The sequence below is a fragment of the Nonomuraea wenchangensis genome (assembly GCF_900111685.1).
GTDB classification, from domain to species: domain Bacteria; phylum Actinomycetota; class Actinomycetes; order Streptosporangiales; family Streptosporangiaceae; genus Nonomuraea; species Nonomuraea wenchangensis.
Genome location: NZ_FOHX01000007.1, coordinates 493936 through 518274 on the forward strand (window position 1 = coordinate 493936; position 24339 = coordinate 518274).

The window sequence follows — 24339 nt, forward strand, 5'->3', positions numbered from 1 at the left end:
TCCCTTGTGAAAGGAAAGGAGCTCTGCTTGAGCACGATGAGATCGATCTTCATGACGCTGCTGCTGTCGATGGCGGCGGCGGTTCTGGTGGTTCCCTCGCCCGCCGTCGCCGTGACGGCGCCGGCGGCCCGCTCGCCGTTCGCCTGCGACGGCGCGGACGCCGGCGACAAGGGCTGGGTGCTGCCGATCTACGTCCACCAGCCGGGGCAGGACGCCTGGGAGGCCGACAGCGCCGCGCTGCTCAACACCCTCTGGGAGACCGACCAGACGGTGGACTCCAGCGCCGAGCGGTTCGGGATCTCCCGGCGGCTGCGGGTCGTGCAGGACGCCGGCTGCCGCCCGGTGGTGGCAAGGCTGCCGTTCACGAAGGGCCGCAACCGGGCCGAGATGGGCAAGGCGATGGAGGAGAACCTCGACTCCCAGCCGGCACAGGTGCGCACCCTCTGGAAGGCCAACCGGGTCAAGCCGCTGTACTTCGTCCGGGACAACGAGATCACCGACTCCTGCACGGGCGGCGGCGCGAACGCCGGGATGAGCGGCGGCAACGTCATCCTGCCGCGCTGGTGCTGGAGCGAGGCCGGCCTCACCCACGAGCTGATCCACAGCTTCGGGCTCTCCCACTGCGACGGCGGCGGGGTGAACGGCAACGACCCGGTCTGCCGCGACATGGGCACCCGCAAGGAGTGCACGAGCGACCTCGCGGCCAACTACCACCTCGACTCGTGCCGGATCGACGACTTCCGCTACTTCGAGCCGACCCCGGTCAAGCAGCCGGCCCTGGAGAAGATCAGGAACGTGGCCTTCAGCCCGTACCTCGTCCAGGACCAGCCGAGCCCGGTGTGGCAGTTCCGCGTCAAGGCCGTGGACGGCGGCAGGTGCCTCGACGGGAGCGCGACCCAGGTCGTACAGCGCACCTGCGCGAACGGCGCCGCGCAGACCTGGCAGCGCGCCATCGACGGCGACGGTTACCTCACCATCCGCAACGCCGCCACCGGCCGCTGCCTCGCCATGGCGGACACCGTCGTGACGGCCGCGTGCGTGAAGAAGGACAAGTCCCAGCAGTGGCTGCCGGAGGCCGGCCAGGACAAGACCAACTTCGCCAACCGGGCGGGGGGCAAGAAGCTCTCCATCAAGGACAACCGGGACGGTGGCGCCGTGGTGGCCGACGGCAAGGGCGAGTTCGTGACCGAACTGCTCGACGGCCTCGACCCCGCGCCCACCCGGCCGGGCACCCAGGCCCCCACCCCCAAGCCCACGGCCACGTCCAGCTCGACGACCCGCCCGACCGCCGCCCCGACCACCGGGCCTTCGTCGGAGCCGGACGTCGTCGCGCCGAGCAAGGTCCGGTTCAGGAGCTCGTACGGCACCTGCCTGACCGTGTCCGGCACCAGGGCGCGCCTCGGCTCCTGCGGCACCACGTGGGACGTCGTCAACGTCGGCAAGCACGTGCAGCTGCGCCAGAAGAACCGCTGCCTGGCGCTCGGCCGGATCAGCGGCGGCAAGCGCGCCGTCGTCATGGCCGCGTGCAGCGGCGCCGCCAAGGGGCAGCGCTGGCTGCTGGAGAGGACCGGCGGCTCGGTCACGGTAAAGAGCGCGACCACCAGGGCCACCCGGATCGTCGCCGTCCGCGCCGGCAGGACCGCCGCCGTCTACGCCAAGGCCGCATACCCGAAGAACTCGGTCAAATTCCTGCTCAAGTGACGGACGATCCGAGAGACGCGGACCCGGCCCTGACCCGCCTGGTCAGGGCCGGGGACGAGCGTGCCGTCACCGAGCTGTACGAGCGGCACCATCCCGCCGTCCTCGCCTTCGCCCGCCGCCTGTGCCAGGACCCGCACACCGCCGAAGACCTCGCCAGCGAGTCCTTCGCGCGGACCCTGCGCACCGTGCGCAACGGCTCGGGCGGCCCGAGCGAGGCGTGGCGGCCCTACCTGTACGCGGTCGCCCGCAACACGGCGATCGAGTGGGCCCGCTCCCAGCAGCGGATCGTGCTCACGGAGGAGTTCCGCGAGGACGAGCTCACCACGCCGCCGCCCGAGCCGCCTGACGATCTCGTGACGCGGGCCTACCGGTCGCTGCCGCCGCGCTGGCAGACCGTGCTGTGGCACACGCTCATCGAGGAGGAGGAGCCGGAGCGGGTCGCGCGGATCCTCGGCGTCACGCCGGGCAACGTGGGGGTGCTCGCCTTCCGGGCTCGGGAAGGGCTGCGCAAGGCGTACCTGGCGGCGCACGTGGCGGGCGCGTCGCCGCGCTGCCTGCAGTACGCCGAGCCGCTGGCGGCGATCGTACGCAAGCGCAGCGACCGGCTGCCGCGCGGGCTGCGTACGCACCTGAGCACCTGCGCGAGCTGCGCGAGAGCGCACGCGGAACTGCGCGACCTCAACGCCACGCTCCGCGCGGCGGTCCCCGTCGCGCTGCTCCCCCTCGCCCTGAAGGCGGCCGAGTGGACCACCACGACAGCGACGACCCTGACCCCGGCCGCCTCCGCTTCCAAGGGCGTGGTGGCTGGGAAGGGGGGTGCTCTTTCCCTTGGGGGTGGGGTGCCGGGGTGGGTGGTTCCGGTGGTGGGGGCGGCGGTGGTCGTCGCGGCGGCTGTGGGCGGCGTGATCCTGGAGGCCGCCCCGGCGCCGCCGGTTGCCGTTCCCACGGCGGGCCCGCCGTCCGCCGCGAGCTCGCCGGCCGACGGAACGACGCCGACATCGATGCGCAGGCCGACGCGGACCCCGTCGTCGGTGGTCACGTCCACGGCCGGGCCGACGGCAACCGCCGGGCCCAGAGCGACGGTCTCGCCGACGACCGGCCGGGCGCGGACACCGGCGCAAGCCCGCAGGAGCGCCGGCACCCCCACCCGGACCGCGACCCCGACCGCCGCCGCGCAGGCGGGCGCCCGGCTCGTGCACGCGAGCCGGTGTGTCGGCGCGGCGGGCGCGGAGGTGGCGGCGCTGCCGTGCGCCGACCCCCGCACGGCCTGGCGCACCAGGGGCCCCGCCCAGCGGTTCCAGCTCGTCAACGTGGTCACCGGCCGCTGCCTGGCCGCCGGCGAGCAGTACGACACCACCGCCTTCAACGGCGGCGGCATGCTCGCCGTCCGCCTCCGCCCCTGCGCCTCCGTCCCGGTCCAGCGTTGGCACCGCCCGACGTTCAGCGACGGCGTGCGCCGCCTGGTGAGCGTCCCTTCCGGCAAGGCCCTGTCCATCGGCAAGGAGTTCGTCGGGAAACGTCCGCCGACGGCGTTCATCCTGTACGGCCCCTACACGGGCTCGGCCGACCAGAGCATCACTTTCGCGGACGGCTGACGCGCCCGGCGAGCCGTCATGGCAGGTCTTTTGCCGATCGTTGTCATGCCGAATGAAACAGTCGGATCATGATGTGGGGCCGGTCCATCAGGGCACGGATGACGGTCGCGACGGTGACGCTGTTCGGGGTGATCCTGTTCGCGGGGGTCTTCGTGATCTCGTCGCTCTTCCTGGCGCGGGCGCGTGACGACCTTCGGGAGCAGGCGGCGGCCGCGGCCCGCCGCCTGACCGTGCTCATCGACCGGTCCCGCTTCACGGGCCCGATCCCGAAGCTGGACGACGTGAGATTCCTGCAGGTCGTGGACGGCGCGGGCCGGGTGGTGGCGGCCGACGCCGAGCTCGCCGGCTCGCCGCCGCTCACCCGCGCCCGGCCCAGACCGGGGGAGTCGCTGGTGAACGACCGGGTGTGCGGGGAGAAGACGGCGGCGGACGCCGTACCGCCCGGGACCTGCCTGGTCGTGGTGGGGCTGTTCGACGATGCCAGCGCGTACGGCCCGGTCATGGCCTACGCCGCCGTCAGGGAGCCGGCCGCGCTGCGCTCGCCGTCCCTGTACGTCCTGCTGTACGGGGCGGCGACGCTGCTGCTGGGCCTGATGGCCTGGGGCACCTGGTACGGCGTCGGCCGCGTCCTCGCCCCCGTCGAGCGCATCCGCCGCGGCCTGGAGCGGATCAGCGCAGAGGACCTGAGCCGGCGCATTGAGGTGCCCGCCACCAGGGACGAGGTCGCCGAGCTGGCCGTCACCGTCAACGACACGCTGGAGCGGCTGCAGAACGCGGTGGACCGGCACCGCAGGTTCGTCTCCGACGCCTCGCACGAGCTGCGCAGCCCGATCACGGCCATGACGGTGCGGCTGGAGGCGGGGATGGCCGAGCGGCGGGACGAGGACTGGGCGGCGGCGCTGGCGGACGCGTACCGGCTGTCCGCCATCGTGCAGGACCTGCTGATGCTGGCCCGCCTGGACGCCGCGCCCCCGGTGCGCAACGAGCGCATCGACCTCGGGGAGCTGGTCAGCGAGGAGATCCGCCGCCGGGGCAAGACCCGGCTGCCGGTGACCACCTCCATCCAGCCCGGCGTGATCGTCCGGGGGCACCGGCTGCGGCTGGCCAGGGTGCTGACCAACCTGCTGTCGAACGCCGACCGGTACGGTGACACCCGCGTGCACGTCACCGTGCGCGCGACCGGGGAGCTGGCCGAGGTCGAGGTGCTGGACGACGGGCCCGGCATCCCGCCGGAGAAGCGCGAGCAGGTCTTCGAGCGGTTCACCCGCCTGGACGCGACCCGCTCGCGCGACACCGGAGGCAGCGGTCTGGGCCTGCCGATCGCCCGCGACATCGCGCACGCGCACGGGGGGACACTGCTGGTGGGCGAGGGGCCGGGTGGCCGCCTGATCCTGCGCCTGCTGCGCGACCAGAGCGACCCGGCGGTGGGGGATCCGGCCGTGGGGGACCCGGCCGGGGGAGAGCCGGATCTGGGGGACCCGGACCCTTAGGGATCGCCCGTTAGAGAGCGTCCCGATAGGGATTGTCTCATTAAGATCTCCCCGATAGGGATCGAACTGGTAGGAATCGGACCCGTACGAACCGGATGCTGGGGCCGGGGCCCGGGTCGAGCGTCGACGTGATGTGAGGATTCAGGATGAGTTTGCACCAGTTGTACGCAGTCCTGCTGGCCGGCGGCCTGGTGTTACTCGCCAGCATCGCCGCCGCCCGCACCGCCACCAAGCTCGGCCTGCCCGGCCTGCTGCTGTTCCTGGCGCTCGGCGTGCTGCTCGGCGAGGACGTGCTCGGCATCGACTTCGACGACGCCCAGCTGGCCCAGCTCCTCGGGACGACGGCGCTGGCGATCATCCTGGTGGAGGGCGGCCTGAGCACCCGCTGGAGCGACATCCGGCGGCTGATGCTGCCCTCGGCGCTGCTGTCGGTGCTCGGCGTCGCGGTCAGCGTGGCGATCACGGCGTCAGGGGCGCACCTGCTGCTCGGCCTGGACTGGCAGCTCTCCCTGTTGCTGGGCGCGATCGTCTCCTCCACCGACGCCGCGGCCGTCTTCTCCGTCCTGCGCGCGCTGCCCCTCCCGCGCCGCGTGGCGGGGCTGGTGGAGGCCGAGTCCGGCTTCAACGACGCGCCCACCGTCATCCTGGTGATCGTGTTCTCCACCGGCGTCACCGACCTGCCGGACCCGCTCTCCATCGCCGGCCAGATCGGCTTCGAGCTGGTGGCCGGAGCCGCGATCGGGCTGGCGATCGGCTGGGCGGGGACGGCGGCGCTGCGGTTCGTGGCGCTGCCGGCCAGCGGCCTGTACCCGCTGGCCACCGTCGGCCTGGGCGTCATCGCCTTCGCCGCCGCCGGGGCCGTGCACGCCTCCGGGTTCCTGGCCGCCTACCTGACCGGGCTCCTGCTGGGCAACGCCGTGCTGCCGCACCGCGCCGCGACCCGGTCGTTCGCCGAGGGGATCGGCTGGCTGGCGCAGATCGGCCTGTTCGTCATGCTCGGCCTGCTGGTCACGCCGAGCGAGCTGCCCACCGCGCTGCTGCCCGCCGTCCTCATCGGCCTGGTGCTGCTGCTCGTGGCCCGGCCCGTCTCGGTGGCGGCCTGCCTCACCCCGTTCCGTATGGGGTGGCGGCACCAGGCCTTCATCTCGTGGGCGGGGCTGCGCGGCGCGGTCCCCATCGTGCTGGCGACCTATCCCATCGTCGCCGCGGTGCCCGGCAGTCATCAGCTGCTGAACATCGTCTTCGTCCTGGTCGTCATCTTCACCCTGATCCAGGGGCCGACCCTGCCGCTGATCGCCCGGCTGCTGCGCATCACCCAGCCGCACCAGGCCCGTGAGGTGGAGATCGAGGCGGCGCCGCTGAACGTGCTGGCCGCCGACCTGCTCACGCTCACCATCCCGGCCGGCTCGCGGATGAACGGCGTGGAGATCTTCGAGCTGCGGCTGCCGAAGCCGTCCATCGTCACTCTGATCATCCGCGACGGCGACACCCTCGTCCCCGAGCCCGACACCCCGCTCCGCGAGGGCGACGAGGTGCTCATCGTCACCACGCCCGCCACCCGCGCCGCGGTCGAGAACCGGCTGCGCGCCGTGGGCCGCGGCGGGAGGCTGGCCCAGTGGCACGACGGGCGCGGCGAGTCCCGCCCGGCGCCCAAGCGGGCGGCGCTGCCGCTGTCCGGCGCGGGCCGGGCCGCCGTCCCGGCCCTCGTCCGCGCGCGCGAGTCCGTCGCCTCCTGGTGGGCCGGGATCACCCCCAAGGGCCTGCAGCGCGACGAGCCGTAGCCGCGTGTCAGGCGGGCCGGTTCGCGCCGCCGCGGTAGCCGATGGAGGAGAGGACGAAGTCCACGACGGTCTCGGCGTAGCGCGGGGCGTCCTCCACCAGCGCGGGCATCTTGTCCAGCGGCGTGGACAGGACGTGGTTGACGAGGATGCCGTTGACCGCGTCGAGGACCAGGGCGGGGGAGGTGCCCTTGGGGATCTCGCCGCGCTCGATGGCGAGCAGGACGAGGTTGCGGAAGATGGTCCGCCACTGCCTGCCCAGGTCCTCCATGGCCTGCCCGAACAGCTCGGGATAGAACTTGGCCTCGATCTGCGCCCGGATGCCGACCAGCCCGTCGCGGCTCTGCTGCGCCTTGAGCGTCCGGATGGCCATGGCCAGCAGGTCCTCGCGCAGCGAGCCGGTGGACTCGGCCATCACCGGGGTGGTGAGCGAGGCGAGCGCCGCCACGATGAGCTTCTCCTTGCTCTTCCAGCGGCGGTAGAGCGCGGCCTTGCCCACGCGGGCCCGGCGCGCCACGGCGTCCATGGTGAAGCCGGCCCAGCCCACCTCGGCGTAGATGTGCAGCGTCGCGTCGAGCACGCGCGGCTCGATGTCGGGGTCCGGCGGCCGTCCCGGCCGTGGCGCGGCAGCGCTCGTCATGAAAACCAGTTTGCCAGGAGAGGGCATCAGCGTCAGCGATCTTCGTCAAGGTTGCGGACAATGATCGTCTTTTTTGGTGCCGGTGGTCGGGAGCGGTTTCCTCGTGCGGGCGGACGCCTCCCGCCGGTCGGGGTCCGGCGGGAGGCGCGCACGGTCGTCCTCCGGCTCAGGAGGTACGGGCCGCGCGGGCGGCGCGGGCCGCCTCCACCTTGAGCGCGTCGCGTTCGGGGTTGGCCAGCAGGGCGAACAGCGCGCCGCCGATCAGCACGATGACGCCGGCCAGCAGGAACGCGCTGGTGTAGCCGTCGGCCGGGGAGCCGCTGGAAGCCTTGGCGGAGTCGAGGACCATGCCCGCGAGCACCGGGCCGGGGACGCCGATCAGGCCGCTCAGTGCCAGGCCGAGCGACAGGACGCCGGTGCGCTGCGCGGGCGGGGTGATCTGGGCGAGCGTCGGGTTGGCGATCGCGTAGATGCTGGTGCTCAGGCCGTAGCCGAGCATCAGCAGCGCCATGGGCAGCGCCACGCCGTCCGCGAGGGGGAGCGTCATCAGGGACAGGCCGCCGGCCATCGCCAGCCCGCCGCCGATGAGGGTACGGACCACGCGGGCCGGGACGCCCCGCTTGAGCGCCCGGTCGCCCCACGCGCCGTAGGCGAACAGGAAGATCACCGAGGTGATGCTCGGCACCCCGAACAGCGACCCCGCGGTCACGGCCGAGAAGCCGAGCCCCGCCTCGAAGTACGAGGGCAGCCAGGTCAGGACGATCATCACGAGCATGCCGACCGAGGAGAACAGCGCCAGGTAGCCGATGAAGGTGCCGGTCAGCAGGATCGAGCGGAGTGGGGCCTTGGTGCCCGCCGTCGGGTCCTCGGGCGAGCCGTCCGCGGCCGTCGCGGCGGCCTCCTCGGCCGTCTTCTTCGCCGGGCGCGGCGTCACCGGCTCGGCGTAGGGGCCGGTCTTGCCGACGAACGCCCAGCCGATGCACCAGACGAAGCCCATGATCGCGACGCTGAGGAAGCCGTACTGCCAGCCGAGCGCCGCGATGATCACGACCAGGACCGGCGCGAAGATCAGCTTGCCGAACGAGGCCCCGGTGGTGAGCAGCGCGGCCGGCAGGCCGCGCCGTTCGTTCGGCCACCAGGAGTAGGCCATCGAGTGCATTACCGAGTTGGAGGGCGCGTCCGCCGCGCCGAGCAGCAGCCGGGTCACGACGAGCATGCCGGCCGAGGCGGCGAAGAAGATCGGTAGCTGGATCAGCGACCAGAGCAGGACGAGGGTGAACAGCGTGCCCTTGAGCGGCAGCCGGTCGGCCACGGTGGCGAACAGCAGCGTCACGACGGGGCCGAGCAGGCTGGCGGCGGTGCTGATGGTGCCGAACTGGGTGGCGGTCAGGCCGAGGTCGGCCATCACGGGCTGGGCGACCAGGCCGAGGATCGCCTTGTCCAGGTAGGCGATCAGCGTGCTGGCGAGCAGCATGAGGGTGATCACCCAGGCTTTGACCATGCTGGGCTTCGACGGCGGGGCGGCCGTCGTGGAGATCGCTGGTTCGCTGTGCGGGGGAACGCGCTCGCTGACCATGGTGGGGGGCTCCTTGATGAGGACGTGGTCGGCCAGGGGTTCGGGGCAGGGTTCATCGCTCCGCGACGTCGGCGTGGAGCGAGCGGAGGTGCGGAGGTGCGGATGCGCGGGGGCGAGGAAGGGTGCGGGGGTGCGGGAAGGCGCGCCGGCGCGGGAAGGCGGGGGCGGGGGCGGGTCAGCAGGCGTCCGAGAGGGCTGCTTCGCCCCTGGAAAAGGGAGGTTGAGCTGCGCGTTTAATATGGACGAAACATGTCTGCAAAACAGAAGCTAGGTCAGCGTTCTCGGGGATGTCAAGAGTGCCCGCCTATTTACAGACAAAGCGCGTCCGGATTAAGGTGCGGGCATCATCCCCAGCAGAAGGAGTACGGTGGCGGCACCCGTGACCCGTCGTGCGTCGCACCTCGTGACCGCCGCGCTGGCCTTCAGCGGCATGGTCGTGGCGATGATGCTCACCCTGGTCGTGCCGATCATCCCCAACCTGCCGCGACTGGTGTCCGCCTCGGTGGACGACGCGTCCTGGGTCATCACCGCCACGCTGCTGTCCTCGGCCGTGTTCACCCCGGTCAGCGGACGCCTGGGCGACATGTACGGCAAACGGCGCATGATGCTCATCAGCCTCGCGCTCATGTGCGCCGGATCGCTGATCTGCGCGGCGTCGAGCTGGCTGCCCGTCGTCGTGGCCGGCCGCGCGCTGCAGGGCTGCGCGGTCGGCGCGATCCCGCTCGGCATCAGCCTCATGCGCGACCTGCTGCCGCCCGGACGGCTCGGCTCGGCCATGGCGCTGATGAGCGCGACCATGGGCGCCGGAGGCGCGATCGGGCTGCCCCTGGGCGCCCTGGTCGCGCAGTTCGCCGACTGGCACATGCTCTTCCTGGTGGCCGCCGCCATGGGCGCGATCGGCCTGGTGCTGACCCGCTTCCTCGTGCCGGACTCGCCGCTGCGGACCGGGGGCCGGTTCGACTTCCTGGGAGCGGCCGGTCTGTCGGCCGGGCTGGTGTGCTTCCTGCTGCCCATCACCAAGGGCGCCGCCTGGGGCTGGACGAGCCCGCTGACCCTGGGGCTGTTCGCCGCCGCGGTGGTGATCTTCCTGGTCTGGGGGTTCGTGGAGCTGCGGACCCGCGACGCGCTGGTCGACCTGCGCATGACCGTCCGGCGCGAGGTGCTGATCACGAACGCGGCGTCCGTCGCGTTCGGGTTCGGCATGTTCGGTTCGAGCCTCGTGTTCCCCCAGCTCCTGCAGGCGCCCGCCGCCACGGGCTACGGCCTGGGGCTGTCCATGCTGGAGGCCGGGCTGTGGATGGCGGTGGGCGGCGTGATGATGATCGTGCTGTCGCCGGTCTCGGCCCGCCTCACGGGCACGTACGGGCCCAAGGTGACGCTCGTGATCGGCGGCCTGCTCAGCGCCGCCGGGTACGGCGGCGCGCTGTTCCTGATGGACGAGGTGTGGCAGGTCGTGGTCGCCTCGACCGTGGTCTCGGCCGGCGCCGGGCTCGGCTACGCCGCCATGCCGGCCTCGATCATGAACGCGGTCCCGCTGTCGGAGACCGCCGCCGCCAACGGCATCAACTCGCTCATGCGCTCCATCGGCACGTCCCTGGCCAGCGCGGTCATCAGCGCCGTGCTGGCCGTACAGACCATCCAGCTGGGCTCCGCCGTGCTGCCCTCCCGCACCGGCCTCCAGCAGGCGCTGGCCGTGGCCACCGCCGCGGTGGGCGCCGCCGTACTCCTGAGCGTGCTGCTGCCCCGCCGGCGGGGCACGGGCGCGGGGCCCGCGCCGCTGCCGGGCGGCGTCCAGGCGGAGCCCGCCGCCAGCTCGGGCTGACCGGCGGCTCCGCGCCCCGCCTTGCGATCCTTGTCTTGATGCTCCACGGAAAGGTGACACATGACGGCATACTCCCTTGACCATGTCGCCCTCGCGGTGCGGCGCTGGGCCCAGGCCGGGCCCGTGCTCGCGGAGCGGTTCGGCGGGCGCTGGACCGGCGGCCACTCCCAGCCCACCTTCAAACCGGCCCAGCTCCGGTACGCCGATGGCATGGGCGTCGAGCTCCTGGAGCCCGGCAGCGAGCCGGGAGCGTTCGTCCAGCGCTTCCTCGACGGCGCGCAGGCGCCGGCCCGGTCGCACCACCTCACCTTCAAGGTGCGCGACATCCGGGCCGTACTCGCCGCGGCCCGGTCGCTGGGCTTCGAGCCGATCCTCGTCAACCTGGGCAACCCGATCTGGCAGGAGGCGTTCCTGCACCCCAAGGCCACCGGGCTCGGCTTCCTCGTCCAGGTGGCCCAGTCCGAGGGGCTGCCCGCCGAGCTGCCCGCGAACATGCCGGGCGCGCAGCCGGCCCCCTGGCCGGAGCCGGCGGCCGAGGCCGCCGCGCTGCCGGTGGTCGTCGGACGGGTCGCGAACGAGGACAAGGCGCGCCTGGTGCTCCGCGACCTGCTCGGCGGCGCCGAGACCACGTGGGGGCCGGGGCTCTCCTCCTACCGCTGGGACGGCGGGTCGGACCTGCTGCTCGCCGCCGACCCCGACGAACGGCCCGGGCTCCGGCTCCTCGGCTTCCGGCAGGACGGGGCGGCGGCGTGGGAGCCGTCCGGCGCGCTCCGGGCGGCCGAGGACGAGCCCGTCGTGCCGGAGCTCGGCATCCGGGTCGCCGATCTGGCGGGCGAGAGCCACGACCGCCTCCCGGACTCCGTCCCCGCGACCCGGTGATTCGCCCGGTGGGCGAGGAGACAAACTCCTCGCCCACCGGCACCGGGACGCGCGATCCCCGCCCCCGCCGGACTGGTGCCGGTGGGGGCGGGGATCGGGGGTTTCCTGTCCTCGCGGGGCCTTACTGGCCGTCGACGATGAAGTAGCCGCCCACGTCCGCCAGCGGCGTCAGCGGCGCCAGCTTCTTGGCGGTGGCGTCGTACTTCACCACGCCCGCGCAGGCCGGGGTGAGCACCCGGCCGGCCGGCCAGGACTGCGAGCAGGTGACACCGGGGATGGCCTCGTAGGTGAACGAGCCGCCGTTCAGCACCGTGGCCAGCTTCTCCGCGGTGGGCTCACCCTCGATCTTGGCGAACGCCTGCAGGAAGAGGTCGGCCGCCCAGTACGTCGTAACGGTGCCGATGCCGTCCGGCGGCGCGTCCGACCCGATGGCCTTGAGGTCCTCCCTGACCTGGGCGAACTTGTCCTCGCCGAACGCCAGGGCGCCCTGGGACGTGGTGCCGTACATGCCGTCCACCGTCTGCGCGGTGCCGGCGTTGTCGAGCAGCGCCTGCGCGGCCTGGCCGTAGAGCATGTCGCCGGTCCAGCCGAGCGACTTCAGCGCGCCGAGCACGCCCAGCAGGGCGGGCGCGGTGACGCTGGCCGACACGACGTCGGCGCCGGACGACATGATGCGCGAGGCGATGGGGGTGTAGTCGGACAGCGGGGGTTCGGTGGCGCTCGGCAGGTCCGCCTCCGCGTACACGACGTCGATGCCGAGGTTGGCGGCGATGGCCTTGGCCGAGATGACGCCGGCCTTGCCGTACGGGTCGGACGAGGCGAAGACGCCGAACTTGATCGACGCGGGGTCCTTGCCCGACGCCTTCAGGTACTGCTCCAGAGACGACGACGAGCCGACGACCTTGCCGGGCAGCGCCTCCGCGCACGACGCCTGGCCCGAGGTGCTGAACATCCACGGGTTCTTGTCCCAGGCGCAGAAGTCCTGCCCCAGCCAGCCGAACGTCGGGACCTTGTTCTTGACGATGTAGTCGCCGTTCACGCCGGACGCCGGCACGTACGGCACCAGGGCGAAGACCTTCTCGGACTCGACCAGGCTCTGCGTGGCGTGCTGGGAGGCGGCCGGTTGCCCGTTGTCGTCCTGGAAGCCCGCGTACTCGAAGGTGTAGCCGTTGACGCCGCCCTCGCGGTTGGCACGCTCCAGCCGGGCCTTGGCGCCGACGTCGAGACCCGGCAGCGTGTGCTGGCCTGCCTTGGTGTTGGTCCCGGTCCCGCCGACGGTGATGACCTTGCCGTTGACGCCGCGTACGGTGTCGCCGGTGAGCTCGGGCAGCTCGCCGAGGATCTTGACGATCTCCTCGCCGGCCTGCTGCGCGGTCAGCGGTTTGGCCGCGACGGCCGGGCGGGAGGCCGGTTCGGGGGAGCCGGAGGAGCCGCCGCCGCACGCCGTGAGCGACAGGGCGGCCGTCACGGCGACCAGGGTGTTGAACCGCCGGAGCCGGCGGGTGCGCGCAGAGGTCATGCTGTTTGCCTTTCGAAAGGTTCGTTGGCCGGGGGGTCAGTGCACGACGGCGGACATGCCGAGGTAGGCGGCGGCGACGCGCTGCTCGTCGACGTCGGCCCGCTCGCTCACCCAGCGGAGGTGGCCGGTCTGCAGCGCGCCGACCTGGTCGGCGACGGTCAGGACGTCGCGGGCCTTCTCCTCGACGAGCACCACGGTGGTGCCCTCCTGCTGGAGACGCTGGAACGCGGCCATGATCTCGGCGGTGACGAGCTGGGCCAGGCCGAGCGACGGCTCGTCGCTGATGAGCAGGCGCGGGCGGCGGACGAGGAAGGGGGCCAGGCTGAGCATCTGCTGCTCGCCGCCGGACAGGTTGCCCGCCGGCTGCCCGGCCCGCCGGGCCAGGGACTCGAACTGCTCGTAGACCTTGGCGCGGTCGGCCTTCGACGGGAGCCAGATGCTGAGGTTCTCGTCGACGGTGATGGACGGGAAGACGCCCCGGGACTCGGGTACGAGGACGAGGCCGCGTTCGACGCGCCGCAGCGTGTCCAGTGCGGTGATGTCCTCGCCGTCGAACACGATGCGGCCGCTCGTCACCGGCACCAGGCCGGCGATGGTGGCGCAGAGCGTCGTCTTGCCGGAGCCGTTGGCGCCCAGCAGGGCCAGGATGGCGCCCTCCCGCACGGTCAGGTCGATGCCGTGGAGCACCTCGACCTCCCCGTACGCGGCGTGCACGCCGTGCAGCTCCAGCAGGCCGGGCGAGCGGTCGGCCACCGGGACGGATCCGACGGGCGCCGCCGGCTCGCTCACCTCGATCGCGGGCTCAGGAGAGGCCGGGGACGAGACCTGAGCAGGGGCCTGGGCGGCGGCCTGCGCCTCGGCCTGCGCGGCGAGCTTGGCGCGCCTGCGGTCGCGCCGGTGCCTGGCGGCCATGGACTGCGTGGCGAGCAGGCCGTTCGGCTGGGCGGCGAGCTGGATGGCGCCGAGCCCGAACAGCACCTGCGGGATGAGGTCGTTGCTGGTGCCGCCCCAGCTGATCGGCCCGAGGTCGAAGCCGTGCGCCATGATCCACGGCAGGACGGCGCTGATGATGCCGGCCTCGATGGCGCCGCCGGGGCTGCGTACGCCGACGATGACGACGATCGCCAGCCACAGGAACGTGGCCTGCGGCGGGTTCGCCGTGTTGAGGATCGTGCCGTAGACCGTGACGGCGAGGACGCCGCCCAGCCCGGCGACGGCGGCCGAGATGACGAAGATGAGCAGCTTGGTGACCGGCGGCGAGACGGCCGACGCGGACGCGGCCGGCTCGGCCGTGCGCACCGCGATCATCGCGCGGCCCGCCGCCGAGTTGGTGAGGTTGTTCGCCATCCAGACCAGCAGCAGCACGACGAGGAAGACGGCGATCAGCAGCACCCGGTCGTCGCCGAGGTCGATCGGCCCGAACCGGGGCCGCGGGATCGACCAGCCGGCCGTGCCGTTGGAGAACCACTCCATCTTGAACAGCACGTTCGTCGCCAGCAGCGCCAGTGCCAGGGTGGCGAAGGTGAGACTGAGCCCGGACAATCGCAGGGCCGGCAGCGCGGTCAGCGCCCCGAGCGCGGCGGCGACCAGCACGCCGACCACCGTGGCGGGCACGTAGTGCCAGCCGTTGGCGAGCAGCAGGCCGACGGTGAGGCCGGCGGCGGTGGCGAACGCGCCCTGCGCGAGGCTCACCATGCCGCCGAGCCCGGTCACGATGGTGAAGGACAGCAGGATGATGCCGAGCGCGAACCCGTAGATGAACAACTGCCGCCAGATGCCGTTGGCGAGGAACAGGGCGGGCAGCAGGATGACGGCCGACTTGATGATCCAGGGCAGGGCCTTCTTGAACGGGCTGAGGTCGTCCCGGTAGTCGGGGGTGGGCTTGGCCGCCGTCGCGGCGGTGCCCGCCTTGCGCCGCTTGCGGTCGTGGCCGAGCAGGATCAGCGCGATGAACAGCACGGCGTACGGGACCGACGCGGTCAGGCCGTAGACCTTGGCCGCCCAGGCGCCGAACGCGCCCAGGTAGTCGGCGTTGACGTACGCCACGACGATGTTGCGCACGGCGCCGATGAGCAGCCCGGCGAGGAAGGCGAGCGGGACCGAGCGCAGCCCCGCCACGACGGCGGCCGTGGTGGCGACGAACAGCGCCAGCGTGTAGTTGTCGTTGACCAGCCCGAACGGGCCGGGGAACGGGGCTGCCAGCACGCCCGCGACGGCGGCGAGGAAGAAGCTGATCACCCACGAGAGGGTCGAGACCCGGCCCGTGTTGATGCCCCGCAGCCGGGCGAGCACCGGGCTGTCCACCGCGGTCCGCATGTGTAGGCCGAGGGGCGTGAAGCGGAGGAAGGCCCACATCGTGACGAAGAGCAGGACGCTGGCGCCCAGGGCGACGAGCTGGTTGTTGCTGAGGACCAGGCCCTGGGCGATCTGGTGCTGCTGGGCCGGCAGCACGCCGGGCACCTGGTAGACCTCGGCCACGTCCTGGAAGGGGATCCCCAGGGTGTCCCGCAGGATCGCGCACACCAGCAGCACGAACGCCGGCACGACGATGAGCACCCCGACCCCGGCGACGATCTTCGTCGACTCCTCGGCGTCGGCCAGGCGGCGGAACACCAGGCGGTCCCACGCCCAGCCCATGAGCGGGGCGAACAGGGCGACGATCACCAGGAGCGTCAGCCACTTGTTCCAGCCGAGCGCGACGTGGAACTGGTGGTAGAGGTAGGCCGAGGCGAAGGCGGTCGCCGCGTGGCCGAAGTTGAAGATGCGCGAGGTCGAGTGCGAAAGGACGAGCCCGATCGCGAGCAGCGCGTAGATGGCGCCCGACACCGCCCCGCTGATCGTGATGCTGAAGAACTGCAACGAAGACTCCTAAGAGGGGGTCGGTCGGCTGTCAGCTGCCGAGATAGGCGGCGATGACCTCGGGGTTCTTGCGGATCTCGGCGGGCGGCCCGTCGGCGAGCACGCCGCCCTGGACGAGGCAGACGATGCGGTCGGCGAGGCCCATCACGAAGTCGATGTCGTGCTCCACGAGGACGACCGTCAGCTCGTGCCGCTGGACCAGCCCGAGCAGGACCTCGCGCAGCAGCTCGGTCTCCCGAGGCCCGAGCCCCGACGTCGGCTCGTCGAGCAGGAGCAGCCGGGGCTCGTCCACGATGGCGCGGGCGAACTCCAGCAGCCGCAGCCGGCCGATCGGCAGGGTCGCCGCGCTCACGTCCCGCACCGCCGACAGCCCGCACAGCTCGATGACCTCGTCGGCCCGCTCCAGCAGGGCCGCGGTCTCGCGCCGGCGATGCGGCAGGCCCAGCACGTCCCCGAGCAGCCCGCGCCCGCGGGTCCGCCACTCCAGCGGCACGAGCACGTTCTGCCGCACGCTCAGCCAGCCGAACGCCTGGTGCCGCTGAAAAGTGCGGCGGACGCCGTGACGGGAGAGCCAGGAGGCCGACCGGGAGGTGACGTCCGCGCCGTCGAGGGCGACGCGCCCCTCGGTGGGGGTGCGCAGCCCCGAGATCGCGTCCAGAAGGGTGGTCTTGCCGGCGCCGTTGGGCCCGATGAGGCCCACCACCTGCCCGCGCGGGACGTCGAGCGTGACGGCGTCGACCGCGGTGATCCCCCCGAAGCGCACCGTCACGTCCGCCAGCCCGAGCACGGTTCCGGTGTCCGTTCCTCCAGGGGTGGCGGGGGTGGTTTGTGCAACGTCCATGGTGTGCTCACTTCCTGAGGAGGGGGCGTCCTCGACGGCGGCGCCGGACGTCCTCCGACACAAAAGGAACCCGTTTCCGTTGTAGGGAGCGTGACCAGACGCGTCGCCGTTGTCAATATCCAAGCTGTAGACAAGGTGTCTGCATGCTCTTGACATCCGCTCCCGAACAGACGAGCCTTCGCTAAACAGAACGTGTTTTCAAAGGGGGGGGGCGGACGTGGGTCTACTCGCGGGCCCGCGCCCGCCCCCGCTTCTCCCGTAACCCGCCCCGGCGGCCTGACAGCACTCACGAGAGGAACGCCTATGACCTCCACCGACGAGTTCCGCGCCAGGGCCCGCGCCTGGCTGGAGCAGAACGCCAAACCGTTCGACGAGGCGGCCGACTACGATCTTGAGGGCACCGCCGTGCCGCTGGAGGAGTCCAAGCGGTTCCAGAAGGCGCTGTGGGAGGCGGGCTTCGCCGGCATCACCTGGCCCGAGGAGTACGGCGGCCAGGGCCTCGGCCCGGCCGAGCTGATCGCCTTCTCGGAGGAGGCGGCGGACTTCGAGCTGCCCACCGGGCCGTTCACCATCGGCCTCGGCATGCCGGGCCCGACCATCCTGGAGCTCGGCACCGAGGAGCAGAAGAAGCGCTACCTGCCGCCGCTGCTCAAGGGCGAGGAGATCTGGTGCCAGCTCTTCTCCGAGCCCTCCGCCGGCTCCGACGTGGCCAGCCTGCAGACCACCGCGACCCGCACCGAGACCGGCTGGATCATCAACGGCCAGAAGGTGTGGACCTCCGGCGCCCAGCACAGCGACTACGGCGCCATCATCGCCCGCACCGACCCGTCCGTGCCCAAGCACAGCGGCATCACGATGTTCATCGTCGACATGAGCCACCCGGGCGTCACCGTGCGGCCGCTCGTCGTGGCGACCGGGCACGCGCCGTTCAACGAGGTGTTCTTCGACGACGTCGAGGTCTCCGACGACGCGGTCATCGGGCGGGTCGGCGAGGGCTGGGCCGCGGCCGTGGTGATGCTCCGCCACGAGCGGGTCACCATCGGCACCGGCACGCGCGCCCGTTCCAACCCGCTCGGCTTCGACTCGCTCCTGGAGCTGGCCCGCGCCCGCGGCCTGAACGACGACCCCGCCGTCCGGCGCAGGCTGGCGCTGCTGTACGCCCGCGAGTCGGCGCTCGGCGCCTACGGCCGCGTGCTGCACGAGGAGTCGATGGCCGGTGTGCCGATCGGCGCCCGCGGCTCCGCCGCCAAGCTGGCCGGCGCCGAGCAGGCCCTGTGGGCCGCCGACCTGGCGCAGGACCTCCTCGGCGCCGACCTCGCGCTGGGCGGGGCCGACCTGGAGCGGGTGGTCATGGCCGTCGTGGCCGCCCCGGGCAACGCCGTCGCCGGGGGCACCAACGAGATCCAGCGCAACATCATCGGCGAGCGGGTGCTGGGGCTCGCCAAGGATCCCGGCGTCGACCGCAACACCCCGTACAACAAGTTGAAGCTCTCGCGCTGACCGTCCCACCTCCAGGAGCTGATGTGTCTCTCATCTTCACCGACGACCAGAAGAGCCTCGCTCAGACGGTCAAGCGCTTCGTCGCCGACCGCAGCCCGATGCCCCGGGTGCGCGAGGTCATCGGCGGCGAGCACGCCTACGACGCGGAGGTCTGGTCGCGCCTGGCCGGCGACCTCGGCCTGGCCGGCCTGATCATCCCGGAGGAGTACGGCGGCGCCGGCGCCACCCACGCCGACCTGTCGGCGGCGCTGCGGGAGCTGGGCGCCGGCCTCGTGCCCTCGCCGCTGCTGGCCTGCGTGCTCACCGCCGGAGCCCTCCTCGCCCTGGACGACGAGCCGGCCAAGCACGACCTCCTGCCGCGGCTCGCCGAGGGCGGCCTGGTCGGCGCGCTCGCCGTCAGCGAGCCGGGAGAGCGTCACTGGATCCCCGGGACGCCCGCCACCACCGCGACCGGCTCCGGCGACGCCGTCACCCTGTCCGGCACCAAGATCGCCGTGCTCAACGGCGCGGAGGCCGGCGTGCTGCTCGTCCAGGCCACCGGGCCCGGCGGCGCGGCGCTCTACCTGGTCGAGGGCGACGCCGCCGGCCTGACCGTGAGCAGGGACGCCGGGGTCGACCCGACCCGCAGCACGGCCACCGTGACGTTCGACGGCACCCCGGCCCGGCCGCTCGCGGGCGACGCCGCCGCCGCCCTCGACCGCGTGGCCGACCTCGCGAACCTCGCGATCGCCGCCGAGCAGTCCGGCGCCATGCTGGCCTGCCTCACCATGACCACCGAGTACGCCAAGGTCCGCTACACCTTCGGCCAGCCCATCGGCGCCTACCAGGGCGTCAAGCACAAGCTCGCCGACATGTACAACCGGTGGGCGCTGTCGGACGCCGCGCTGCGCGAGGCCACCAGGGCGGCCGACGAGGAGCCCGCGAAGCTCGGCGCGGCGGCCGCCGCCGCGCGGGCGCTCACCTCCTCCGGCTACCTCACCTCGGCGAAGGAGACGATGCTGCTGCACGGCGGCATCGGCTTCACCTGGGAGCACGACGCGCACTTCTACTACAAGAACGCGATCGCCGGGAACGTCCTCGCCGGCGACGGCGACTACCAGCTCGACCGGCTCGCCGACAAGCTCGGCGTGTGACCCGGCGGCGGGCGCCCCACGACCGGGGCGCCCGCCACGGCCTGACCTCCTGAGGTGATCCATGACCGCTGACCTGCCACAGGACCGCCGTGCCGTGCTGAAGCGCGCCCGGCTGCCGCTCGTAGCCGCGCCCATGCTGCTCGTCTCCGGCCCCGAGCTGGTGATCGCCGCCTGCCGGGCGGGCGTCTTCGGCAGCTTCCCGACGGCCAACTGCCGGGCCGAGGGCGAGCTCGACGAGTGGCTGTACCGCATCGCCGCCGCGTGCGGCCCCGACGCCGCGCCCTGCGTGCCCAACCTCATCGTCCACCGCTCGAACCCCCGCCTGGACCAGGACCTCGACGTCATCCTGCGGCACCGGCCGGCCGCGGTGATCACCTCCGTCGGCTCGCCCGCCGCCGTCGCCCCCGCCCTGCGCGCGGCCGGGATCCAGGTCTGGTGCGACGTGGCCACCGTGCGCCACGCGGAGCGGGCCATCGACGCCGGGGCGGACGGCCTGATCCTGCTCACCGCCGGCGCGGGCGGCCAGACCGGCAGCGCCAACCCGTTCGCGTTCGTGCGGGCGGTGCGGCAGCGCTTCGACGGCATCGTCGCCCTTTCGGGCGGGCAGGCCGACGGGCACGCCCTGCTCGCCGCCCGCGCCCTGGGGTGCGACCTCGGCTACATGGGCACCCGCTTCATCGCCACCCGGGAGGCCCGAGCCGACGAGCGCTACAAGGACTTCGTGGTCGAGAGCGAGCTCGACGACATCCATCTCACCAACGCCCTCTCGGGACTGGAGACGAATCTGCTGCGGCGGTCGCTGCTGGCCCAGGGGCTTGACCCGGCCGAGTTCGGGCTCGGGCCGAAGCGTTTCTCCATGACGGCGCTGGAGGGCCGCGAAGGGGGCGCGCCGAAGAGGTGGCGCGACATCTGGAGCGCCGGTCACTCCGTCTCCGGCGTCAGCGACGTCCCCTCCGTCGCCGAGCTGGTGGACCGGCTGGCCGCCGAGTACGCCGAGGCCGCCCGCACCACCCACGCCCTGACCGCCGAGCCCGCCCAGGCCGCCGAGTCCGGTCGGGTGCCGGGCGGGGCGTGGTGAGCGGGGCGCTGGCGGGCCTGCGGGTGCTCGACCTGACCACCGAGCGGGCCTGGCTGAGCGGGCGCGTCCTGGCCGACCTCGGCGCCCAGGTCACCCTCGTCGAGCCGCCCGGAGGCGATCCCGCCCGGCTCGACCGGCGGGCCGGCGCGCCCCCCGGCCGGCCGAACCCGGCGTGGCCGGCCTTCAACCGGGGCAAGCGCTCGGTGACGCTGGACCTGGCCCGGCTGGGGGCCCGGGAGCTGTTCCTGCGGCTGGCCCGCGCCGCGGACGTCGTCATCGAGTCGTACGAGCGGGAGACGCTCCAGGGGCGAGGGCTCGGCCACGCCGCCCTGTCCGCCGTGAACCCGCGCCTGGTGCTGGTCAGCGTCACCCCGTTCGGCCGGACCGGCCCCTACGCCGGCCACGCAGCCGCCGACCTCGTCGTCGCCGCCACGGGCGGCGCGGTGTGGACCAACGGCGACCCCGACCGCCCGCCCGTGCGCATCAGCTCCGGCCAGTACTTCCTGCACGCGGCGGCCGAGGCGGTCGTGCACACCCTCGCCGCGGTGCGCCACGCCCGGCGCACCGGCCAGGGCCAGCACGTGGACGTCTCGGCGCAGCTCGCCACGATCCGCACCCTGATGAACGCGGTGCCCGGCCCCTACACCGACGGCTCGGTGGTGGACCGGGCCTCCTTCGGCGCGCCCGTCCCCGGCCAGCCCTACCGCCACCTGTTCGGCTGCCGCGACGGGCACGTCCTCGCCACCGTCCCCTTCGGGCCCGGCCCGGCCGGGTACGTCGCCTGGCTGCGCGATGAGGGATTCCTGCCGCCCGCGCTGGCCGCCTACGACGCCGGGCGGCTCGGGTCGCCCACCCTGGCCGCCGACGACCCGTCGTTCCCCGGGCTGCTGACGGGGGCGCTGGCGGCGTACTTCCTGACCGAGACCAAGGCGGAGCTGACCCGCAAGGCGCTGGCGCGCCGGCTCATGGTGGCGCCGGTCAACACGGTGCCCGACCTGATGGCGGACGAGCAGCTGGCCGCGCGCGGATACTTCCTGACCACCGGCGACCTGCGCGTCCCGGGCGTGTGGGCCCGGCTGCCGGCCAGCCCCCTCGCGGGCGGCGGCCACGTCGCCGGGCCGGGCGCGGACAACGAGACGGTGTGGCGGGACGAAGCGGGCCTGTCCGCCGAGGAGCTGTCCCGCCACCGCGGCGAAGGGACGATCTGATGGGCGGGCCGCTCGACGGCGTCAACGTGTGGGACGCGTCCTGGGTGGGCGTCGGCCCGCTGACGGCACGCTACCTGGCCGAGTACGGCGCCACGGTGGTGCGCACCGAGAGCACCCGCTCGGTGGACGTGCTGCGCAAGGCGCCGCCGTTCAAGGACGGCGTGCCGGGGCTCAACCGCTCGCAGTTCTTCGCCGACTACAACGCCTCCAAGCTCGGCCTCGGGGTCGACCTGTCCACCGACGGCGGCAGGCGGGTCGCGGCCCGGCTGACGGCCTGGGCCGACGTCGTCGTCGAGGCGTTCACGCCCGGCGTGATGGACCGGCTCGGGCTCGGCTACGACCGGCTGCGCGCGGTCAACCCCTCCCTGATCATGCTTTCGACGTCCATGAACGGGCAGACCGGCCCGCGCAGGGGGTTCGCGGGGTTCGGCACGGTGCTGGCCGCCATGTCCGGGTACTGCGAGCTGACGGGCTGGCCCGACCGCGATCCCGGCTCCCCGTACGGGGCGTACACGGACTTCATCGGGCAGCGGTTCGCGGCCGTGGCCGTGCTCGCGGCACTGGAGCACCGCGACCGCACCGGCGAGGGGCAGCACATCGACCTGTCCCAGATGGAGACCGGCCTGATGTTCCTCGCGCCGGAGCTCGTGGACCACCAGCTCACCGGCCACGTCGCCACCCGCGACGGCAACCGCGACCGCGCGGCGGCCCCGCACGGCGTCTTCCCGTGCCTGCCGGAGGGCGGCAGGGAGAGATGGGTCGCCATCGCGGTGACCGGCGACGACCAGTGGACGGCCCTGCGCCGGGCCCTGGGCGAGCCCGCGTGGGCGGCCGACCCCCGGCTCGCCACGCTGTCCGGGCGCAAGGAGCAGGAGGACCGCCTGGAGCGGGCCCTCGCCGCGTGGACGTCCGCCAGGACGGTCGCCGAGGTCGTCGGTACGCTCCAGCCGGAGGTGCCGGCCGGACCGGTGCACGACGCGCGGGGCCTCCAGTCCGACCCGCAGGTGGCGCACCGGGGCTACTTCCGTCCGCAGCGGCACCCCGTCATGGGGATGATGCCGTACGAGGGCGCCCAGGCGGAGCTGTCGCTGACGCCGTACCGCGTCACCAAGGCGGCCCCGCTGCTCGGCGAGGACAACGAGCGGGTCCTCACCGAGCTCCTGGGCTTCACGGCGGACGAGGTCGCCGCGCTCGCCGCCGAGGGCGCCGTCGAGCAGGTCCTGGATTGAACCGCACAGGCAAGCAGGAAGAAGGAGAGCCATGCCGCAGACCGTCGATCTCACGGGGCAGACCGCCGTCGTGACCGGATGCTCCTCGGGACTCGGGCGGCGCTTCGCCGTCACCCTCGCCGAGCACGGGGCCTCCGTGGTCGCCGTGGCCCGGCGCGCGGACCGGCTCGGCGAGCTCGCGGACGAGATCGGCGCGGCCGGCGGCGCCTGCCTGCCGCTGGCCGCCGACCTCACCGACGACGAACAGCTCGGCGGCCTGCTGGACGCGGCCGAGGAGCGCTTCGGCACGGCCACCATCCTGGTCAACAACGCCGGCATCCCCGACGCCCAGCACGCCACCAAGATGCCCGTCGACCTCGTGGACCGGGTGCTGGGGACGAACCTGCGCGCGCCCTGGCTGCTCTCCTGCGACTTCGCGCGCCGGCTCATGAAGGCCGGCGCCGGCGGCCGGGTGGTGAACGTCTCCTCCATGGGCGCCTACGAGTACCGGGGCGGGGGAGCGGCGCTCTACTCGGTGACGAAGGCCGCCGTCGTGCGGATGACGGAGGTGCTCGCGGTCGAGTGGGCGAAGTTCCACATCAACGTCAACGCCATCGCGCCGGGCGCGTTCGCCTCGGAGATGATGGACGGCATGATGGCGCGCACCGGCGGCGACCCGTCGCGGTTCTTCCCCCGCGCCCGCATGGGCGACCCGCGCCAGCTCGACAGCACCCTGCTCTACCTGGTGTCACCGCACTCGGAGTTCGTGACCGGCACCGTGGTCAAGGTCGACGACGGCCAAAGCGCGCGCTAGCCGGACGGGGCCCGGGGCCGGCGGCTATCGGCCGGCCTCGGGCTCCGGCATGAGCAGCCGCCGCGCGGCGAACTTCATCCGCTCCTCGACGTACTCCGGGGTGAGCTGGTCGTTGAGCCAGCCGATGACGCTGCTGTTCCAGAGCGCCTCCAGCATGTGCAGCACCCGGTACTCGGCGGTCGTGATGCGGTGGTCGGGCCCCCAGGCGGCGCGCCCCATGAGCTCGGCCAGGCTGGTCGGCTCCGGCGTCTCGGCCAGGGGCGGCGTTTCGTACCGCTCGCCGAGCGGCTTGGGGATGTGGTAGGCACTGAGGGCGGCGTGCGCCCAGCCCCGGTTGTACTGCATCGCACGGAAGGCGCGGTGCAGCACCTCCGCGGCCCGCCCCTCCGGGGTGCGCTGCCGCGGGGGGCGCTGCACGATGTCCTCGCGCAGCTCCTGGAGCTGCACCTGGATGGCCGCGGCGAGCAGGGCGTCCTTCGACGGGTAGTAGCGGTAGAGGGTCGACAGGGCGACCTCCGCGATCCTCGCCACCTCGCGCATCTGGACCGCGTCGTAGCCACCGCGGGTGGCCAGAGCCATCCCGGCATCCAGAACACGTTCCGCACGGAAGGCCCGCGCCTCCGGCGTGCGGCCCTTCCTGCTGACCCGGGTCATGGCGGACCCCCTTTCCCTGTGGGCGAAGGACACGAGAGCCCGCT

General features: G+C 73.0%; 18 protein-coding genes. 12 read left to right on the plus strand and 6 right to left on the minus strand.

The annotated features are described in order from the left end of the window. Nucleotides 1-36 precede the first annotated feature (36 nt). The 4 genes from BMW85_RS23975 to BMW85_RS23990 all read left to right on the plus strand — a co-directional run bounded on the left by BMW85_RS23975 (nucleotide 37) and on the right by BMW85_RS23990 (nucleotide 6567). Nucleotides 37-1701 (plus strand): RICIN domain-containing protein, encoded by a 1665-nt coding sequence (locus BMW85_RS23975; protein ID WP_091085228.1) that lies wholly within the window; start codon nucleotides 37-39, stop codon nucleotides 1699-1701. After that, nucleotides 1698-3296 carry a sigma-70 family RNA polymerase sigma factor gene (locus BMW85_RS48555; protein WP_177240843.1) on the plus strand — a complete coding sequence of 533 codons (1599 nt, stop codon included), beginning with the start codon at nucleotides 1698-1700 and terminating at the stop codon, nucleotides 3294-3296. Before BMW85_RS23975 ends, BMW85_RS48555 begins: the two co-directional genes overlap by 4 nt. A gap of 98 nt (nucleotides 3297-3394) precedes the next feature. Beyond that, nucleotides 3395-4786 carry a sensor histidine kinase gene (locus BMW85_RS23985; protein ID WP_245775024.1) on the plus strand — a complete coding sequence of 464 codons (1392 nt, stop codon included), beginning with the start codon at nucleotides 3395-3397 and terminating at the stop codon, nucleotides 4784-4786. Between the two features lie 146 nt (nucleotides 4787-4932). Next, nucleotides 4933-6567: a potassium/proton antiporter gene (locus BMW85_RS23990; RefSeq protein ID WP_091085234.1), complete on the plus strand. Its 1635-nt coding sequence runs from the start codon at nucleotides 4933-4935 to the stop codon at nucleotides 6565-6567. Between the two features lie 7 nt (nucleotides 6568-6574). On the opposite strand, the gene BMW85_RS23995 is transcribed toward BMW85_RS23990, so the two are convergent. Together BMW85_RS23995 and BMW85_RS24000 are read right to left on the minus strand one after the other, a co-directional pair. Continuing rightward, a complete protein-coding gene (locus tag BMW85_RS23995) occupies nucleotides 6575-7204 on the minus strand; it encodes a TetR/AcrR family transcriptional regulator (protein ID WP_177240844.1) in 630 nt (209 codons plus the stop codon). Between the two features lie 166 nt (nucleotides 7205-7370). Beyond that, complete coding sequence (locus BMW85_RS24000) at nucleotides 7371-8780, minus strand: MFS transporter (protein ID WP_091085239.1); 1410 nt, start codon at nucleotides 8778-8780, stop codon at nucleotides 7371-7373. A 379-nt stretch (nucleotides 8781-9159) separates the two neighbouring features. Here BMW85_RS24000 and BMW85_RS24005 point away from each other — a divergent pair, with 379 nt between their 5' ends. After that, nucleotides 9160-10602 (plus strand): MFS transporter, encoded by a 1443-nt coding sequence (locus tag BMW85_RS24005; protein WP_245775025.1) that lies wholly within the window; start codon nucleotides 9160-9162, stop codon nucleotides 10600-10602. Nucleotides 10603-10662: 60 nt separating this feature from the next. Then, nucleotides 10663-11481: a VOC family protein gene (locus BMW85_RS24010; RefSeq protein ID WP_091085241.1), complete on the plus strand. Its 819-nt coding sequence runs from the start codon at nucleotides 10663-10665 to the stop codon at nucleotides 11479-11481. A 121-nt stretch (nucleotides 11482-11602) separates the two neighbouring features. Here BMW85_RS24010 and BMW85_RS24015 read toward each other — a convergent pair whose 3' ends face one another. Genes BMW85_RS24015 through BMW85_RS24025 form a run of 3 tightly spaced genes read right to left on the minus strand, consistent with a single transcriptional unit; the run spans nucleotide 11603 to nucleotide 16700 of the window. Further along, the gene (locus BMW85_RS24015) at nucleotides 11603-13000 is read right to left on the minus strand and encodes an ABC transporter substrate-binding protein (protein WP_091085243.1); all 1398 of its coding nucleotides are present in this window, start codon (nucleotides 12998-13000) and stop codon (nucleotides 11603-11605) included. 36 nt (nucleotides 13001-13036) lie between these two features. After that, entirely contained in the window at nucleotides 13037-15859 is a 2823-nt protein-coding gene (locus BMW85_RS24020; protein ID WP_091085245.1) for an ABC transporter permease subunit, read from the minus strand. 31 nt (nucleotides 15860-15890) lie between these two features. Then, complete coding sequence (locus BMW85_RS24025; RefSeq protein WP_245775026.1) at nucleotides 15891-16700, minus strand: ABC transporter ATP-binding protein; 810 nt, start codon at nucleotides 16698-16700, stop codon at nucleotides 15891-15893. 303 nt (nucleotides 16701-17003) lie between these two features. Between BMW85_RS24025 and BMW85_RS24030 the strand changes: the two genes are divergently transcribed. From BMW85_RS24030 to BMW85_RS24065, 6 genes are all read left to right on the plus strand, one after another. Further along, nucleotides 17004-18200, plus strand: a complete 1197-nt coding sequence (locus tag BMW85_RS24030; protein WP_091085248.1) for an acyl-CoA dehydrogenase family protein — start codon at nucleotides 17004-17006, stop codon at nucleotides 18198-18200. A gap of 23 nt (nucleotides 18201-18223) precedes the next feature. Next, complete coding sequence (locus BMW85_RS48560) at nucleotides 18224-19333, plus strand: acyl-CoA dehydrogenase family protein (RefSeq protein ID WP_177240845.1); 1110 nt, start codon at nucleotides 18224-18226, stop codon at nucleotides 19331-19333. Between the two features lie 61 nt (nucleotides 19334-19394). Beyond that, nucleotides 19395-20411, plus strand: coding sequence for an NAD(P)H-dependent flavin oxidoreductase (locus BMW85_RS24050; protein ID WP_091085254.1), 1017 nt, complete (start codon nucleotides 19395-19397; stop codon nucleotides 20409-20411). Next, complete coding sequence (locus BMW85_RS24055) at nucleotides 20408-21619, plus strand: CaiB/BaiF CoA transferase family protein (RefSeq protein ID WP_177240846.1); 1212 nt, start codon at nucleotides 20408-20410, stop codon at nucleotides 21617-21619. Before BMW85_RS24050 ends, BMW85_RS24055 begins: the two co-directional genes overlap by 4 nt. Next, the gene (locus BMW85_RS24060; protein WP_091085258.1) at nucleotides 21619-22848 is read left to right on the plus strand and encodes a CaiB/BaiF CoA transferase family protein; all 1230 of its coding nucleotides are present in this window, start codon (nucleotides 21619-21621) and stop codon (nucleotides 22846-22848) included. Before BMW85_RS24055 ends, BMW85_RS24060 begins: the two co-directional genes overlap by 1 nt. 31 nt (nucleotides 22849-22879) lie before the next feature. After that, nucleotides 22880-23641 (plus strand): SDR family NAD(P)-dependent oxidoreductase, encoded by a 762-nt coding sequence (locus tag BMW85_RS24065; RefSeq protein ID WP_091085261.1) that lies wholly within the window; start codon nucleotides 22880-22882, stop codon nucleotides 23639-23641. Between the two features lie 24 nt (nucleotides 23642-23665). Here the strand turns inward: BMW85_RS24065 and BMW85_RS24070 are convergent, their stop codons facing one another. Continuing rightward, nucleotides 23666-24295, minus strand: a complete 630-nt coding sequence (locus BMW85_RS24070; RefSeq protein WP_091085263.1) for a TetR family transcriptional regulator — start codon at nucleotides 24293-24295, stop codon at nucleotides 23666-23668. Nucleotides 24296-24339: the final 44 nt, after the last annotated feature.

Bases quoted from the DNA above. Each gene is read 5' to 3' on its own strand.
- BMW85_RS23975 (WP_091085228.1), top strand. From the start codon at position 37: ATGAGATCGATCTTCATGACGCTGCTGCTGTCGATGGCGGCGGCGGTT.
- BMW85_RS23985 (WP_245775024.1), top strand. From the start codon at position 3,395: ATGACGGTCGCGACGGTGACGCTGTTCGGGGTGATCCTGTTCGCGGGG.
- BMW85_RS23990 (WP_091085234.1), top strand. From the start codon at position 4,933: ATGAGTTTGCACCAGTTGTACGCAGTCCTGCTGGCCGGCGGCCTGGTG.
- BMW85_RS23995 (WP_177240844.1), bottom strand. From the start codon at position 7,204: ATGACGAGCGCTGCCGCGCCACGGCCGGGACGGCCGCCGGACCCCGAC.
- BMW85_RS24000 (WP_091085239.1), bottom strand. From the start codon at position 8,780: ATGGTCAGCGAGCGCGTTCCCCCGCACAGCGAACCAGCGATCTCCACG.
- BMW85_RS24010 (WP_091085241.1), top strand. From the start codon at position 10,663: ATGACGGCATACTCCCTTGACCATGTCGCCCTCGCGGTGCGGCGCTGG.
- BMW85_RS24015 (WP_091085243.1), bottom strand. From the start codon at position 13,000: ATGACCTCTGCGCGCACCCGCCGGCTCCGGCGGTTCAACACCCTGGTC.
- BMW85_RS24025 (WP_245775026.1), bottom strand. From the start codon at position 16,700: ATGGACGTTGCACAAACCACCCCCGCCACCCCTGGAGGAACGGACACC.
- BMW85_RS24030 (WP_091085248.1), top strand. From the start codon at position 17,004: ATGACCTCCACCGACGAGTTCCGCGCCAGGGCCCGCGCCTGGCTGGAG.
- BMW85_RS24050 (WP_091085254.1), top strand. From the start codon at position 19,395: ATGACCGCTGACCTGCCACAGGACCGCCGTGCCGTGCTGAAGCGCGCC.
- BMW85_RS24060 (WP_091085258.1), top strand. From the start codon at position 21,619: ATGGGCGGGCCGCTCGACGGCGTCAACGTGTGGGACGCGTCCTGGGTG.
- BMW85_RS24065 (WP_091085261.1), top strand. From the start codon at position 22,880: ATGCCGCAGACCGTCGATCTCACGGGGCAGACCGCCGTCGTGACCGGA.
- BMW85_RS24070 (WP_091085263.1), bottom strand. From the start codon at position 24,295: ATGACCCGGGTCAGCAGGAAGGGCCGCACGCCGGAGGCGCGGGCCTTC.